Annotated in this window: 17 protein-coding genes and 1 pseudogene; 16 read left to right on the plus strand and 2 right to left on the minus strand. The window is 34.0% G+C overall.

Annotated elements, in window-relative coordinates; genetic code table 11:
• The first annotated feature begins 4 nt into the window (after nucleotides 1-4).
• Both ACX5JI_RS22290 and ACX5JI_RS22295 read left to right on the plus strand, forming a co-directional pair.
• Nucleotides 5-1,294: a PTS sugar transporter subunit IIC gene (locus tag ACX5JI_RS22290; protein ID WP_459503201.1), complete on the plus strand. Its 1,290-nt coding sequence runs from the start codon at nucleotides 5-7 to the stop codon at nucleotides 1,292-1,294.
• A gap of 88 nt (nucleotides 1,295-1,382) precedes the next feature.
• Nucleotides 1,383-1,562 (plus strand): annotated as a pseudogene (locus ACX5JI_RS22295) (BadF/BadG/BcrA/BcrD ATPase family protein); the annotation flags it as partial.
• 105 nt (nucleotides 1,563-1,667) lie between these two features.
• On the opposite strand, the gene ACX5JI_RS22300 reads toward ACX5JI_RS22295, so the two are convergent.
• On the minus strand, nucleotides 1,668-1,997 hold the full coding sequence (locus ACX5JI_RS22300; protein ID WP_459503202.1) for a YkvA family protein: 330 nt from the start codon (nucleotides 1,995-1,997) through the stop codon (nucleotides 1,668-1,670).
• A gap of 202 nt (nucleotides 1,998-2,199) precedes the next feature.
• On the opposite strand from ACX5JI_RS22300, the gene ACX5JI_RS22305 reads away from it, so the two are divergent.
• The 14 genes from ACX5JI_RS22305 (at nucleotide 2,200) to ACX5JI_RS22370 (ending at nucleotide 15,924) form a co-directional block, all read left to right on the plus strand.
• Nucleotides 2,200-2,433 (plus strand): hypothetical protein, encoded by a 234-nt coding sequence (locus ACX5JI_RS22305; protein WP_459503203.1) that lies wholly within the window; start codon nucleotides 2,200-2,202, stop codon nucleotides 2,431-2,433.
• Between the two features lie 49 nt (nucleotides 2,434-2,482).
• Nucleotides 2,483-3,793, plus strand: coding sequence for a DEAD/DEAH box helicase (locus ACX5JI_RS22310; protein ID WP_459503204.1), 1,311 nt, complete (start codon nucleotides 2,483-2,485; stop codon nucleotides 3,791-3,793).
• A gap of 214 nt (nucleotides 3,794-4,007) precedes the next feature.
• The gene (locus tag ACX5JI_RS22315) at nucleotides 4,008-4,643 is read left to right on the plus strand and encodes a TetR/AcrR family transcriptional regulator (RefSeq protein WP_459503205.1); all 636 of its coding nucleotides are present in this window, start codon (nucleotides 4,008-4,010) and stop codon (nucleotides 4,641-4,643) included.
• Nucleotides 4,644-4,706: 63 nt separating this feature from the next.
• On the plus strand, nucleotides 4,707-5,951 hold the full coding sequence (locus ACX5JI_RS22320) for an MFS transporter (protein WP_459503220.1): 1,245 nt from the start codon (nucleotides 4,707-4,709) through the stop codon (nucleotides 5,949-5,951).
• A gap of 1 nt (nucleotide 5,952) precedes the next feature.
• Nucleotides 5,953-8,283: an ABC transporter permease gene (locus tag ACX5JI_RS22325; RefSeq protein ID WP_459503206.1), complete on the plus strand. Its 2,331-nt coding sequence runs from the start codon at nucleotides 5,953-5,955 to the stop codon at nucleotides 8,281-8,283.
• 12 nt (nucleotides 8,284-8,295) lie between these two features.
• Nucleotides 8,296-9,063, plus strand: a complete 768-nt coding sequence (locus ACX5JI_RS22330; protein ID WP_459503207.1) for an ABC transporter ATP-binding protein — start codon at nucleotides 8,296-8,298, stop codon at nucleotides 9,061-9,063.
• A gap of 191 nt (nucleotides 9,064-9,254) precedes the next feature.
• On the plus strand, nucleotides 9,255-9,737 hold the full coding sequence (locus ACX5JI_RS22335) for a MarR family winged helix-turn-helix transcriptional regulator (protein WP_459503208.1): 483 nt from the start codon (nucleotides 9,255-9,257) through the stop codon (nucleotides 9,735-9,737).
• 175 nt (nucleotides 9,738-9,912) lie between these two features.
• Complete coding sequence (gpmA, locus tag ACX5JI_RS22340) at nucleotides 9,913-10,650, plus strand: 2,3-diphosphoglycerate-dependent phosphoglycerate mutase (RefSeq protein ID WP_459503209.1); 738 nt, start codon at nucleotides 9,913-9,915, stop codon at nucleotides 10,648-10,650.
• A 190-nt stretch (nucleotides 10,651-10,840) separates the two neighbouring features.
• Entirely contained in the window at nucleotides 10,841-11,581 is a 741-nt protein-coding gene (locus ACX5JI_RS22345; protein ID WP_459503210.1) for a type II toxin-antitoxin system SpoIISA family toxin, read from the plus strand.
• A 123-nt stretch (nucleotides 11,582-11,704) separates the two neighbouring features.
• Entirely contained in the window at nucleotides 11,705-11,833 is a 129-nt protein-coding gene (locus tag ACX5JI_RS22350) for a D-alanyl-D-alanine carboxypeptidase (RefSeq protein WP_459503211.1), read from the plus strand.
• 73 nt (nucleotides 11,834-11,906) lie between these two features.
• Nucleotides 11,907-12,083, plus strand: a complete 177-nt coding sequence (spoIISB, locus tag ACX5JI_RS22355) for a stage II sporulation protein SB (RefSeq protein ID WP_459503212.1) — start codon at nucleotides 11,907-11,909, stop codon at nucleotides 12,081-12,083.
• A 315-nt stretch (nucleotides 12,084-12,398) separates the two neighbouring features.
• A complete protein-coding gene (locus ACX5JI_RS22360) occupies nucleotides 12,399-13,874 on the plus strand; it encodes an aminoacyl-histidine dipeptidase (protein ID WP_459503213.1) in 1,476 nt (491 codons plus the stop codon).
• Between the two features lie 247 nt (nucleotides 13,875-14,121).
• Nucleotides 14,122-14,790, plus strand: a complete 669-nt coding sequence (locus ACX5JI_RS22365; protein WP_459503214.1) for a polysaccharide deacetylase family protein — start codon at nucleotides 14,122-14,124, stop codon at nucleotides 14,788-14,790.
• Between the two features lie 135 nt (nucleotides 14,791-14,925).
• Complete coding sequence (locus ACX5JI_RS22370) at nucleotides 14,926-15,924, plus strand: polysaccharide deacetylase family protein (RefSeq protein ID WP_459503215.1); 999 nt, start codon at nucleotides 14,926-14,928, stop codon at nucleotides 15,922-15,924.
• Between the two features lie 135 nt (nucleotides 15,925-16,059).
• On the opposite strand, the gene ACX5JI_RS22375 is transcribed toward ACX5JI_RS22370, so the two are convergent.
• Nucleotides 16,060-16,503: RNA-guided endonuclease InsQ/TnpB family protein (locus ACX5JI_RS22375; protein WP_459503216.1), on the minus strand; the 444-nt coding region annotated here is incomplete at its 5' end.

The raw sequence follows: 16,503 nt of genomic DNA on the forward strand, positions 1-16,503 counted from the left end.
TAGTATGAATAAGTTTATCTCGTTTCTTGAGAATAACTTATCTGGTCCAATGGCGAGACTTTCTGAGCAAAGGCATTTACAAGCGATTCGTGACGGTGTAATTTCAGCATTACCGTTTATTATCGTCGGGAGTTTCTTTTTAATCGTGGCGTTTCCGCCTCTTCCAAAAGATAGTTTTATTTCACTTTGGGCAGCAAAGCATGTAACGAGTATTTTAATACCATATCGATTAACGATGTTTATTATGTCGCTCTATATCGCCTTTGGTATTGGATATAATTTAGCGAAAAGTTACAAATTAGATGCGTTATCAGGAGCACAACTTGCAGTTTGTTCTTTGCTCCTTACATTGACACCTGAATTAATCGATAAGAAAGGTTTTATGCTTCCCATGACAAACCTTGGGGGACATGGGTTATTTGTTACAATGATTGTTTCCATTTTATCGGTTGAAATTTTGAGATTCTGTAAGACGAAAAATGTGATGATTAAAATGCCAGAGCAAGTACCACCGTCTGTATCTCGTTCTTTTGAAGCACTTATACCTGCTGCTTTCGTTATTATTATTATGAGTATGATTACTGTTGTTTTTAGCATTGATTTACACCATTTAGTTGATAAGCTAGCTGCACCATTAGTAAAAGCTGGTGATAGTTATTTTGGAGTTATCCTACCGGTGTTTCTAATTACATTCTTCTGGTCATTTGGTATACATGGTGTTTCTGTTGTTGGAACAGTTGCCCGTCCTTTATGGGAAGTGTATCTTGGCAAAAACTCTGCTGCAGTTGCAGATGGAGCGAGCAGTATACCATTTATTGCACCAGAACCATTATACCAATGGTTTATATGGATTGGTGGTTCCGGAGCTACACTTGGGCTTGTATTAGCCATGATTGTTTTCGGTAGATCAAAATATTCTAAAGCGCTGTCAAGAACGTGTATAGTACCTGGTATTTTTAATATTAATGAGCCAGTTATATTTGGGCTTCCAATTGTATTAAACCCAATCTTAATTATTCCTTTTATTATTACACCGCTTGTAACCGCAACGATTGCTTATACTGCAACTGCTATGGGACTTGTTACAGCGACTTATATTATGCCGCCGTGGACATTGCCAGCTCCAATTGGTGCATATTTAGCGACAGGTGGAGATTGGAGAGCTGTTGTATTAGTCTTCATCAATATAGCAATCTCATTTCTTATTTATCTACCATTTTTTAAAATGTACGATAAAAATATGATTGAAATCGAAAAGAGCGGTGATGGTAATCAGGATACAGTAAATGTGTAAGTAAAAAAGTGGGGTCATTTTGATGATCTCACTTTTTTCATAACAAAAATTCCCTCCAATTGTGAGGTAGGAAAAAGCGGGTGGAAAGATGAAGTATATAATCGGTGTAGACGGTGATGGGACGAAGACAGAAGCTATCGCATTTAACCAAAATGGTAAAGAAATAGCAAGAAGTATGAGCGGTTTCGGAAATGTTTTACTAAATTATGAGCAATTTTTATCATATATTGTAGAGGCGATTAATCAATGTCAACAAAACTTGTCTAAATCATTATAAAAAGAATGTTGAATTGTTTACAGATGTATGTGGAACGAGTACATATATAGGTGAAAGAAAAGACGGTTCTGAAGACCGTCTCTCTTATTTCATGTATTATGCACGTGCTGTTTTAAATAAAGATTCCATCTTTGCTTTTCCCTTTTTTCGAATTTCTGCATCTGTATGTACCATGATATATCTATGTGCCCAGGCAATTGCTATCACATCATCTAACAGGCCAATTCCGATAATAGCTGCTAAATCCGGAATGAAATCGATTGACCACACATAATAAGATAGTGCAACTAATATAATCATTTTAGCTCTAGCAGGTAGTCCTTTCTTGTTTAAGGTGTAATATAAAATAATGCTCTCATATACACCAGACTTACCTAACTTTGTTGCACCGTGCTTTAATTTTCTCCATAATTTCTGCTTTTCCATATATCCGCTCCTCATTTCGTCTTTTTTTTGTAATGTTGTAACAGCATATTCAACATTACGTAAAAATATTTAAAAGTATAGAGTTTTTAAGAGGATAGACAAATAATTGACAAAGTAATCACTTTTCTCATTTTTTTCTCACTGTTAATTTTCATAAAACAAAAGGAAGATAGGGGGAGAAAACAGGGGTCTTTTATTTGATATGATAGCAGATACTATCTTGTTTTATCCGAGGACTGACGCGAAGTTAAAACATTATATTGCCAAGCTAAGTGAACAAGAATGGTTCCGAAACGTACATGAAGATATAAGGTATACAGGGCTCATTTGGAATAATCGGAAAATCAAGAAGTTTATTTTGGCACCTATTAATGTGAAATTGTTAACAAAATCAAAAGAGAAGCAGGAAGAATTAATCCAACTGATTCATATTTAGTGAAACAAATGGTACAATGAGAACTTAATGTGAAAAATAAGGAAAAGAAGTGATCTGTTTGAAAAACTTTTTAGAGTTAGGAATTAGTGAAACATTTAATCATACATTACGTGAAAATGGGATTGCGGAAGCAACACCAATTCAAGAGAAAGCAATCCCAATTGTCATGTCTGGAAAAGATATAATTGGTCAAGCGAAAACAGGAACAGGAAAAACGCTTGCTTTTGTTTTACCAATGTTAGAAAAAATTGATCCTGAATCAAGTGATATACAAGCTTTAATTGTTGCACCAACTAGAGAATTAGCACTGCAAATTACAACTGAAATTGAAAAGATGCTTGTTCATAAAGAAGATATCAATGTTCTTGCGATATATGGTGGTCAAGATGTTGCGCAGCAAATGAGAAAGTTAAAAGGAAATACACATATTGTTGTAGCAACACCAGGGCGTTTATTAGACCATTTACGCCGGGAGACGATTGAATTATCAAATGTGTCTATGCTTGTATTAGATGAAGCAGATCAAATGCTTCATTTTGGTTTCTTATATGATATAGAAGACATTTTAGAAGCGACGCCTGAGAGTAAACAAACAATGCTATTTTCAGCAACGATGCCAAAAGATATTAAAAAATTGGCGAAGCGCTATATGAAAGAACCTCAAATCATTCATATTCAAAGTGAAGAAGTGACTGTAAATAGTATTAAACAACGAGTAATTGAAACGACGGATCGTGCAAAACAAGATGCACTACGCCATGTGATGGATCGTGATCAGCCGTTTTTAGCCGTTATTTTTTGCCGCACAAAGCGTAGAGCAAGTAAATTATATGATGATTTAAAAGGGTACGGTTATAACTGCGATGAACTTCATGGGGATTTATCGCAAGGAAAACGTGAGCGTGTAATGAAAAGTTTCCGTGATGCGAAAATTCAATATTTAATTGCGACCGATGTAGCTGCTCGTGGATTAGATGTAGAAGGGGTAACACATGTATTTAACTACGATATACCTGAAGATGTAGAGAGTTATATCCACCGTATCGGTCGAACTGGACGTGCCGGTGACTCAGGTCTTGCGATTACATTTGTTGCACCGAAAGATGAAATGTATTTAAAAGAGATTGAAAAAGGTATTGGTACAACTCTGCAAAGACAAGAGCTTGAGCTACCTGCACATCAAACAACTACCAAAAATGAACAAAACAAAAAAGAACACACAAAGAAACCAAAGAAAACAGGGCAGTATCGTCAAAGAGACAATCGCGAAGGGTCTCAAAATGGCAAACAACGATCATTTCATAAGTCAAGTAAAAAGAAAAATAGTACAAAGCAAGGTCAGTCAAGACGAGGGCGTTAATGCGGAGTATGTGTTAAGAATGAAAAGTCGTTTTCCTTTCTACAAGGAAAACGACTTTTTGGTTTTTGCGCTTCAAAGCGGCAGGATAATGTAATTGGGGTGTTGTATACGTTAGGTAAAGGATGAAAAGTTTCATTAAGAATGAAACTTTTTTATAGGAGGCACATATATTTATAATAGACCGGCAGTCGGTCTAGATGAAAGGAGTTTCTTTATGAGGATTGTAAAAGAATATGAAGAGCGCAGAAATGAAATTTTGGATATAGCAGAAAAACTATTTATTTCTAAAGGGTACACGAAAACAACTGTAAATGATATTTTACGAGAAATCGGTATTGCTAAAGGAACTTTTTATCATTATTTTAAGTCAAAGGAGGAAGTAATGGATGCTATTATTATGAGAATTGTAACTGCGGATGTAGCGGCTGCAAAAAAGATTGCTTCAAATCCAGAGATTCCAGTAGTTGATAAATTGTTTCAAATTTTAATGGTGCAAACACCGAAATCCGGTGGGAATAAAGAAAAAATGATTGAACAATTTCATCAACCGAATAATGCAGAAATGCATCAAAAAAGCTTAGTGCAAGCTATTTTGCATTTAACACCAGTTTTAACAGAGGTTATTAAGCAAGGAATTGATGAAAAGGTTTTTGCGACCGCCTATCCAAGGGAAACAATGGAGTTTTTAATTGCTTCTGCGCAAGTTATATTCGATGAGGGATTGTTTCAATGGCAGCCTCATGAAGTAAAACAACGAGCCAAAGCTTTCATTAATATGATGGAAATTACTCTTGGAGCAAAGAAAGGAACTTTTGATTATATTTTGGACTTTTTAGTAAGACCGGATTAAGTTCACTACAGACCGACAACCGGTCAAAACGATATAAAAGGTGTGATTACATTGCAGGAGAGAATGAATGAACAATCTTTTTCTAAAGATTTTCATCTTATGTTATTCGGACAAATCGTATCTATTTTAGGATCTGCTCTTTTACGATTTGCTTTGTCGTTATATGTACTTGATATAACAGGGCGGGCCGATATTTATGCTACTTTATATGCGATATCGAGTGTACCTTTTTTGTTGGCACCTCTTGGCGGAGCGATTGCTGATAGATTCAATCGACGAAATTTAATGGTCATTTATGATTTGATTAGTAGTGCTATTATATTTTTCCTCATGGTGCTGTTATCAGCCGGCAATGTTTCTGTAATATTCATTGGCACCGTTATGGTGTTATTGTCTATTATTAGTTCTATGTACGCACCTGTTGTTATGGCCAGTATTCCACTACTTGTAGCAGAAAAGAAACTAGAACAAGCGAATGGGATTGTAAACGGTGTTCAAGCATTATCAAATGTAGCTGCACCTGTTTTAGGTGGGGTGCTATACGGCATGGTTGGCCTAAAAGTACTTGTTATGATAAGTTGTATCGCTTTTTTCTTTTCAGCAATTGTAGAGATGTTTATTAAGATGCCCTTTGTGAAAAGAGTACAGGATGAACATATTGTTCCAACAATTATAAAGGATATGAAAGGTGGATTTTCTTATGTTGTGAAACAACCATATATTTTAAAATCTATGATTATAGCTGCATTACTAAACTTAATCCTTACACCATTTTTTGTAGTCGGTGGTCCGATCATTTTACGGGTTACGATGCAAAGTAGTGATACGATGTATGGTGTCGGAATGGGACTTATAGATTTAGCGACTATTTTAGGCGCTTTGTCTATTGGCTTTTTTGCAAAAAAAATGCAAATGAAAACAGTATATAAGTGGTTGCTAATCATTGCTCTACTAATTGTCCCAATGGCTATATCTATTATGCCTTCTGTCCTTGAAGTCGGATATTATCCATCATTTGTACTTTTTATGTTATGTGCTGTTTTAATCGCAATGATAATGACAATTATTTCGATTTTTGTTATTACCTTTGTACAAAAGAAAACACCGAATGAGAATTTAGGGAAAGTCATGGCAATAATTACAGCAGTCGCACAATGTATGGCGCCTATAGGTCAAGTTATTTATGGTGTCATGTTTGAAACATTTAGTTTTAGGGTATATCTTCCTATATTGTTTGTAAGTCTTCTGGTGATTGTAATAGCGCTTGTAACGAAGAAAATACTGCAAAACGAGGGGGAAACAGCGTGATATGATTAGAAGAATGCTCAAAAGAGATTTTTTACGAAATCGAGTGATAACTTTCATCTTATTTGTATTTATAATGTTTGCATCTTTATTAATTGCTAGTGCTACTGGTATTATAGTAGATTTATTTGGTTCGATGGAGCGACTATCTAAAAATTCCAGTGCACCTCATTTTGTGCAAATGCATGCTGGGGAAATCGATCAGAGAGCTATTGATAATTTTGTATTTCGTAATAAGCTTGTTAAAAAACAGCAAACAGTTGAAATGATTACAATTCACGGTTCTAATGTTTTTATAAACGATAGAAAATATGCGGAACATAACAGTGTGATGGATATGAATTTTGTGAAACAAAACCATTCTTTTGATTTTTTACTAGACTTAGAAAATCAAGTAATAGATGTTTCCCAAGGGGAAATAGGAGTTCCAATTTATTATATGAAAGAGAAAAATTTAAGAATTGGAGATAAAATATGGATTATAAATAATCATTTTAAAATGGAATTTAAGATAAAGACATTTGTTCGAGATGTTCAAATGAACCCATCAATTGTCAGTTCAAAGCGATTTATCATTCATGATGCAGATTGGAATGTATTAAAGTCTAACCTTGGAGAAAGCGAGTATCTTTTAGAATTTCAGTTACATGATTTAAATAAAGTAAATGAGTTTCAAGATATGTACCAAGCATCGAATTTACCTCAAAAAGGAACCGCAATTACGTATCCCCTCTTTAAGACTTTGAATACTTTAAGTGACGGCGTCGTGGCCGTTGTTATCATTTTTATTAGCTTATTATTAATGGCTATAGCACTTCTTTGTATTCGATTTACTATGATTTCGACTATGGAAGAAGAGTATCAGGAAATCGGTGTGATGAAAACAATTGGCATTCACAGTAAGGATATTCAAAAACTCTATTTAACAAAATATTTTGTCATGTCAGTGGTCGCTAGTATATGTGGATATATTCTTTCGCTATTTGTTGGAGGATTATTTACAGACAACATCGCTCTATATATGGGGGCGGCGAGTAAAACTTTATTGCATTATGTTGTGCCATTATTCAGTACAATATTTGTCTTTATTATCGTTGTTTGTTTCTGTCGGCTCGTTTTAAGGAAATTCCGTCAAATTAGTGCTGTTGAAGCAATTAGAGAAGGAAATTCAGTAGGTAATGTATGGAATAGGTGGCCGTTTACACTATATAAAAGTCGACTTCTACATGTAAATATATTTTTAGGTATAAAAGATGTGTTCAGCCGCATGAAAATATATAGTGTATTATGTTTTATTTTTATCATCTCGTCATTTCTTATAATCGTTCCAGTAAATTTTCTAAATACAGTGCAGTCTCCAACTTTTGTTACTTATATGGGAACTGGTAAAAGTGATATCAGAATAGATTTGCAGAACTCTAGTGACGTAAGGAAAAAATTTAATAACATAATATCTTATATTCAAAGTGATAGCGATGTAGAAAAATATACAGCACTCATAACTAGCACATTTAAGGTATTAAATCATGATGGTGCCTATCGAAATATAAATGTAGAAATTGGGGACTTTACAGCTTTTCCTTTGGAGTATTTAAAGGGAGGAGCACCAAGATATGAAAATGAAATTGCTCTTTCTTATATGAACGCAAAAGAAATGAAGAAAAATGTTGGAGATGACCTAGTTCTTATAGTAAATGGGAAAGAGAAGGAATTAACTATATGCGGGATATACCAAGATGTAACCAATGGAGGTAAGACCGCTAAAGCTCTTTTACCGTATGATGCTAATCAGATATTATGGCATGTAGTGAACTTGGATATGAAAGTGGACGTCGATATGAAAAGAAAATTAGAAGAATATAAGAAAGTATTTTATCCTGCAAAAGCTACAGATATGGATGAGTATTTGTCACAGACGTTGGGGACGACTATCGAACAGTTAAAACTTATTACAGTATTAGCAATGTGTATTGCAATAGCGATAGCTGTATTGATTACAACTATGTTTTTTAAGATGTTACTGGCAAAAGACTCTTCTCATATTGCTATTTTAAGGAGTATTGGCTTTTCTTATAAGGATATTCAGGTTCAATATATGACTCGTTCCATTTTCATTTTATTAATTGGCCTTATAGCCGGAACATATATGGCGGGTACTCTAGGACAAGGAATAATTAGCGGGTTAGGCTCATTTATGGGCGCTTCACATATTGAGTTTGTCGTCAATCCCGTTGTTTCCTATTTTATTTGTCCACTTTTGTTCATAATTACAGTGACAATTACAACATTTATAAATAGTGTATCGGTAAAAAATATAAAAGATTTAAAACAATAAGGTGGGAACAGAATGACAAACATTTTAGAAGTGAATCGTTTAAATAAACTCTATTTGTTTGGAAAAACAGCAAAACATCATGTGTTAAAGGATATTAACTTGAACATTAAAGTAGGTGAATTTGTATCTGTTATGGGTCCATCTGGATCAGGTAAATCTACGCTACTCTATAATGTGAGTGGGATGGATAAAATGACTTCAGGAAGTGTGAAATTCGCTGGCAAAGAAATTTCGAATATGTCTGAGGAAGAATTAACGAAACTACGTTTGCATAAAATGGGGTTTATTTTTCAGCAAAGTCATTTAATTAGAAATTTGAATGTTTTTGATAATATTATATTATCTGCTTATTTGGCCAAAACTGAGAGTCGGAAAAAAATAAACAAACGAGCGGGTGAACTGATGAGGCAAACAGGAATTGTGGATTTATCAGATCATGATATAACTCAAGTGTCAGGGGGACAGTTGCAGCGAGTATCTATATGCCGAGCGCTTATTAATAATCCAGATATTCTATTTGGTGACGAGCCGACAGGAGCATTAAATTCGCAAGCAACAAATGAGGTTATGGATATTTTATCTAATATCAATCAATCGGGAGCGACTATTTTACTAGTTACTCATGACGTAAAAGTGGCCGCTAAAACTGAGAGAGTACTTTTTATGTTAGATGGAAGTATTAGTTGTGAAAAAAATTTGGGTAAATATCAGAAAGAAAAAGATGACATTAGAATAAGGGAAGAAGAGTTATTGCTTTGGTTGTCTCAAATGGGGTTTTAACAAATAAATATTTAATTGAAAACGGAGTGTTTTATATGAATAAAAGCGTATTCTCAATCTAATGAGTAATACGTTTTTTATTTATAGTACTACTAGTAAGTTTAAGTGGAATACCTCTTATGAAGTCAAAACAGTCGCTTTACTATTTCTGAAATAAATTGTGGTATAATTTACATATAGGGGGAAAGTAGATGACACAACATAAAGAAGAACAAATGAATCAGGCACTTGCACTGTTTTATTTTGCATACAAAACATTTACAGAAAAACCAGATGAGATTATAAAAGAATATGGTATCCAGCGGGTGCATCATCGCATTTTATTTTTTATTGCTCGGTTTCCAGAGATCAGTATAAATGAGTTATTATCTCTGTTAGAAATAAGTAAACAAGCTCTTCACGGACCACTTCGTCAGCTTCTTGAAAAGGGGCTTATTGAAAGCAATGAAGCAGAACATGATCGTCGTGTGAAACAACTTGTCCTAACGGAAGAAGGAGCAGAGCTAGAGAAAAAATTGAGTGATGTGCAAAGAGAACAAATGGGGAATATTTTTTCAAAATTTGGTGAAACAGGTGAAGAATATTGGCATCAAGTGATGACGGAACTAGCAAATAGCCGTTTAGGTTTTGATGCATGGTTATCTAAGCGTGAAGAACCAGTTAATCAAAAGTAAGGACATGATTCATTCCTCTGTTTTTGGAGTTTGAAAAAGAATCGGTTTTATCCATGTATTTTGGCAACTATGAGGAAATCATAGAATACATGGGTGAAAAATGAACATTACCAAATACTTTATGACGTGTACGTATTGCAAAATTCAAATTATTATTTCCGAAAGGGGAATTATTATGATAAAACTTGTACTTATTCGTCACGGACAAAGTTTATGGAATCTTGAAAACAGATTTACAGGATGGACAGATGTAGATTTATCGGAAAATGGATTAAACGAAGCAAGAGAAGCAGGTGCAATATTAAAAAACAACGGGTATACATTTGATGTTGCGTACAGTTCCGTGTTAAAACGGGCAATTCGAACACTTTGGATTATTCTGCACGAAATGGACCTAGCTTGGGTTACGGTACATAAATCATGGAAGTTAAATGAGAGGCATTATGGAGCACTACAAGGTTTAAATAAGGATGAGACAGCAAAGAAATATGGCGATGAACAAGTTCATATTTGGAGACGAAGTACAGATGTGAGACCGCCAGCTCTTACTGAAGATGATCCAAGGTATGAAATTACTGGCCCAAGGTATAAATTGCTTAAAAAAGGGGAATTTCCGCTTACAGAATGCCTAGAGGATACAGAAAAAAGGGTACTGGACTTTTGGCATAATGAAATTGCACCAACGTTACAATCTGGTCAAAAGGTAATCATTTCATCGCATGGGAATACAATTCGTTCGCTTGTAAAATATTTAGATAACCTATCGAACGACGGCGTAGTGTCATTAAATATTCCAACGAGTATCCCTCTTGTTTATGAATTAGATGAAAAATTACAACCGATTCGTCACTATTATTTAAGTATGGATGGAGAAGTACCTAAAGACGTAATCCCTAAACATATATCTTTATAAAAAATATTTTTGAAAATTTGAAATGTATACTTGTCTACATATACAATGTAGATTCATTATTAAGACGTGGATTCCTTTTTTAGTATATGCGGTGCTGCTTACTTTAGAAGGTTGTCCACGTCTTTTGTCATAATGAAAGGGAGTTAAGCATGTAATGATATGAGAAGTCTTTGAATGGAGGGTGATGTGATTGACAGTCTCTAACATTCGAATTGGTTTATTTTTGCTAGTATTAGTTTTTTTATTTCTGATTTTCTTTTATTGGAAAAATGAAGAATTGTACGAGGAAAAAAAGCAGCTTATTCGAAAAACATGGTATGGTGTGTTTATTACATCGGTCACAATGTATTTCATGATGAAAGGAATAGATTTAACCCTCTGGAAAAACATTTTAATGTTCGTTGCGATGGTCATATTTGTCGATATTGCCTTTATTTTAACTCCAAACATTTCAGAAATATGGGGTGCGAAATTTAGTGATATCGGAAAGACTGTTCAATCCATTAAACGATCATTAATCGCTTCGAAAGCAAGGGGAGAAATATATACAACACTCATTCAAAATGTAAACCCAGTTGCATTTGGTATGATGGAATGGAGAACAGAGGCTGAATATGCACAAAGTTTAAATGGCTTTCTTGATACTTATGCTGAAAAGATTGGAGCCAAGATTGTAGTGTTTGTAACAGCAGATGAATTAAATACGAATTTTCGTGGTATTCGCTCTCAATTCAGTATCACAGTACCGTTAGAACATATAGAGCGATTAAATGAACAAAAAGCAGTTCAAGTAGAAAATGTCGGTATCATACCAGCAAAAATAGTAAAAGATGTTTGTATTGTTATTGATGGTCAAAAGAACAGTCTTCAAGATCGCGATTTTGAAAATGTATATAATTTGACAATTCATCATAGTTATTTTAGTAAGTAAGGACAGAATATTTACTCTGTCCTTTCCTTCTTTACATAATTTAGAACAAAATTCGGGTCAATCGGACAAAAGTTGAATAAAATTGGACAATCATTCCTACACTAGTATGTAGAGGTGATTGTCGTGGAAAAAGAATATAGTAATGAATTTTTTAAAGAAGAAGCTGAAGATACAACGGATTTCTCTTTAATTAAAGGAGATACAATGCAACAAGTAGAAGCTTTAGAAGAAGAATTAAAGAGAAAAGGATAACAGTGCATCATTTCTATCTATAAGTTATAATAACGGTAGACATAGGTTGTATCTTTTTTAAGGGGGAAGAGAAATGAAAGAAACAAAAACAAAAAACCTTTCGTTTTTTAAAGAAAAAAAAGAAGCACCTAATACAGACTTCTCTCTTGTAAAAGGTGCATTAACGGAAAATATTAATGAATTAGAAAAGCTCATGAATCATACTACATCAAAATATATACAAGAAAAAAAATTGAAAGAAAATGCATAGAAGCATTTTCTTTTCAGTTTGATGGAAACAGGAGCTAGAGGGCTCCTGTTTTTTTATTAGTTAGTCGATATCCTTCATCACATTGCCGAGATATTATGAGAAAAGGCTAATATATTTGAAAAACAGCCAATAAAATTTCATTCACCAATTTATACGAACTCATCTCGTCAGATTATCATGTTTCTTTTCCCGTATCATATATGACCTTTTAAGGAATGATTACTGGAATACTTATAGAAAAATGGAACAGCATGATATAATGATAGAGGAAAGAATAATCATTCAAGTTGTTTTATTTAAGAGAGGAGCTTCACAATGTATGCTAATTTAGAACAATTAACAAAGCACCCTGTATTTTATCATTTTGCAGAAATTTCAAAGATTCCAAGAGGATCCGGAAATGAAAAAGAAATTAGTGATTACTTAGTGAAATTTGCAAAGGACCGTAATTTAGAAGTTATACAAGATGAAGCATTAAATGTAATCATAAAAAAGCCGGCTACTGATGGATATGAAAAAGTGCCGTCGATTATTATCCAAGGTCATATGGATATGGTTTGTGAGAAGAATCAAGCAACTGTTCATAATTTTGAAAAGGATCCAATCGAGTTACGAATTGTTGGGGACATGCTGTATGCAAACGAAACGACTTTAGGTGCAGATAATGGTATCGCAGTTGCATATGCGTTAGCATTATTAGATTCAGCTGATACCGCGCATCCAGCTCTTGAAGTGGTAATTACAACAGAAGAAGAGACAACAATGGGTGGTGCTTTTGCTGTTGATCCGCAACATTTTGACGGGAAAATATTTATTAATATCGATTCTGAGGAAGATCATAAATTACTAGTGAGCAGTGCAGGTGGAGCAAAAGCAGTTGAAACAATTTCTATTAATTGGGACGAGGCACCTGCTGAGACAGTTGCATATCGTCTATATGTTGGAGGGCTAAAAGGTGGCCATTCTGGTATGGAAATTGATAAGCAACGTGGTAATGCCAATAAAGCATTAGGACGAGTTCTTTATGATTTATCGCATGAAGTTCCATTTCACATAAGTGACATTCATGGTGGATTAAAAACAAATGCGATTCCACGTGAAAGTGTTGCAACAATCTTATTAGCTGCAAACGATGTAGAAAAAGTAGAAGGAAAAGTGGAAAGATGGACACGAGTTCTACAAGAAGAGCTACGTGCTGTAGATCCGGATGTACAAGTTTCTCTTACAAAATTAGAAGATAAAGTAGAAAAAGTATTTGCAAAAGAAACACAAAGACAACTGATTTCTTCATTATTCTTAATTCCTAATGGCATCCAAAGTATGAGTATGGATATTCAAGGACTTGTAGAAAGTTCAACAAACTTAGGTGTTATCGAAACACTACATAATGAAATTAAATTACGAAATGAAGTAAGAAGTTCTGTGAGTAGTTTAAAACAGCACATTACAAATGAGATTCAGCATATTGCAGAATTAGTTGGAGCAAAGTTTGAAAAGGAATCAGAGTATCCAGAATGGCCGTATAATCCCAACTCACTTATTCGTGATTTATTTGAAAAAGTGCATAAAGAAAAATATAACAAAGGCGTTGAAATCTTTGCGGTACATGCTGGTATTGAATGTAGCGTATTTGTTCAAAAAATGCCTGGATTAGACGCGATTTCATTTGGACCAGACATTTTTAATGTTCATACACCAGATGAGCATATTAGTATTTCGTCAGTTATAAATAATTGGGGATACTTTTTAGATGTATTAAAAGCATCACATACATTAAGTGAAAATATTTAAAAAGGATACGAACAAGAAAAGCAGAGTTCTTAAAAAAGGACGCTGCTTTTCTTATGAAAAAGAGTCCTTTTAGCTACTAGCTTACAAGGACGAGTATCACATATAAAGAGCACACTGTATAGAATAAGCATTGTTATGAGGTTAATTCCCCCAATCATTGAGATGCGTACAAACATATAAAATAAAAAAGAGTGTTAGAAATGGTGAGGGATATAAAAAATGATATTGAAGAAGTGTGTGGAATGTAATGAATAAAAATAAAATTTATGATTTTTTTCCTATGGTTGCTAGACAGAATTCTCAATTTAGAAATACAAATCAGAGTATAAACCCGATATATGTTGGACAGCCCAATAAACGCTTAATTTCAATCATGATTAATGTATCTTGGGGAAATCAATACGTTTTAGAATTATTGGAGATAATGAAAAATTATAACTGCAAACTTACATTTTTTTTAGACGGGCTGTGGGTTCATAAATATCCTCATTTAGCTCGGGAGATAAGGGACCGGGGACATGAGATTGGGAGTCATGCTTATTCACATCTTGATATGAGAGGCTTAACAGATGAGTATATGAAGTGGGAATTAAAAATGACGAATGAAATACTTTTTAAAGAACTTAAAGTTACACCTAATTTATTTACTCCTCCATATGCCGCATGTAATGAAAGAATAGTAGAAATAGCTTCTCAAGAAGGTATGACAACGATTATTAGTTCATTAGATACTCAAGATTGGTATTTAAATCATGCAGATACAATTATTGATAAAGTAAATTCTAATGTGAAAAATGGATCTATTATTTTGATCCATCCAACTGAAGTAACGGTAAAGGCATTGCCAAGTATATTGAAATTGATTTTAAATCGTAATTTAAAACTATGTACGGTAAGTAAACTTCTTTCGTTATAGTTATATAGATGCACCGTGAGAATTAGTTTATGTATCGTTTTGTGGTATTCTCCTTTGGTTTTTTATTTATAGTAAACGAGGAGGCTATTTAAGACTTTAAGTTTTAAACAACAAGAATGGGGGGGAGTTTGAAAAATGAAAACAGATCAGATAGAGATTTATATCGATGGAAAAATGGTGCAAACAACGTATTATATTAAAGATGGTTATGTTATGGTTCCATGTTTGTTTTTTAAATACGCGGGCATTTCAGTCGATTATGATAATAAAAATCATGCTATTGTTTTGAAAAAAGGTAAGTTTTTAATCACGTTATTTAAGAATCAATGTAAAAGTGATGTTTTTGTAGAAGAAAGCAATACAGTTCTACATGATTCTATTTTGACTGCACCTATTGAAATAAATGATATTATGTATATTCCATTTTTTTATGTTGTTCAAAGGCTGGAGTTAGTTGTCTGGTCCAATATGGAGATTCCTCGCATATACTTGATCACGAATTCCTTACCTAAATGGAATTCGAATGTTTATTATAGAGGATCCGCAGCTGGGAAAAAGATAGCTTTAACATTTGATGATGGTCCTGATGATTATTACACTCCTAAAATTTTAGATCTTCTAGGAAACAAAAAAGTTCCAGCTACTTTTTTTGTTGTGGGGCAACAAATTCAGTGGTGTCCGAGTATGTTAAAGCGTATTGAGAAAGAAGGGCATGCGTTAGGAAATCATAGCTGGAGCCATCCTAAATTAACTCATTTAACTACTTCGCAAATAAAAGAAGAAATATTACGTACAGAAAATGAAATTATTAAATTAACGGGAGAAAAAACGACATTATTTCGTCCACCGTATGGTGAATTTACTACTGCAGATCTAAATTTTATCAGTGAATTAGGTTACAAATTAATCATGTGGTCAGTTGACACGTTAGATTGGACAGGATTGTCTGCTGAAGAAATCATTTCAATTGTGAGACGAGACTTATCACCGGGTGCCATAGTATTACAGCATTCTCTTAAAATGTCTCCTGGAATCCTGGATGGGACAGTCAATGCGTTACCTGTTTTAATAGATGAGTTACTTGCAAAAGGATACGAATTTGTAACAGTTGATCGTTTGTTGAAGGGAAAGTGAACTACCCGCCACTTAACGCCCTAACGGACTGTTTGAAGTGGGGGCTTCTCGGTTAGTCGTTACTTTTGATAGCTAACGAATTAGTCCTAAGACAGCCGAGCTAACTCCCTTGTTCCAAAGGTTCTTTGATTTTATTTATGCTAACGCTAATAGGCGTATTGCTTCATTTTTGATATTGATAGCTGCGTTATAATCTCTATCGAGATTTACACCGCATATACAAGAATATACTCGTTCAGACAATGATATATTTTTTACATTTCCACAACTGCTACATGTTTTTGTGGAAGGAAACCATTTGTCTATTTTCACAAGTTGTTTTCCTTGTTCGTTTAGTTTATAAGCCAAGAAAGACGTGAACATACCCCAACCATTATCAGCGACACTTTTTCCAAAATTAAGTGCTTGCGACATTCCTTTCATGTTTAGGTCTTCAATAGCTACAACATCAAAATTAGTAGCTAACTCTTTAGACTTATGATGAAGGAAGTTCTTGCGTTGGTTTGATACTTTTTCATGTAACTTAGCTACACGGATACGTTGTTTATTCCAACGCTCAGAACCTTTAGTGCGTCTTGA

This window comes from Bacillus sp. C1 (genome assembly GCF_054570475.1).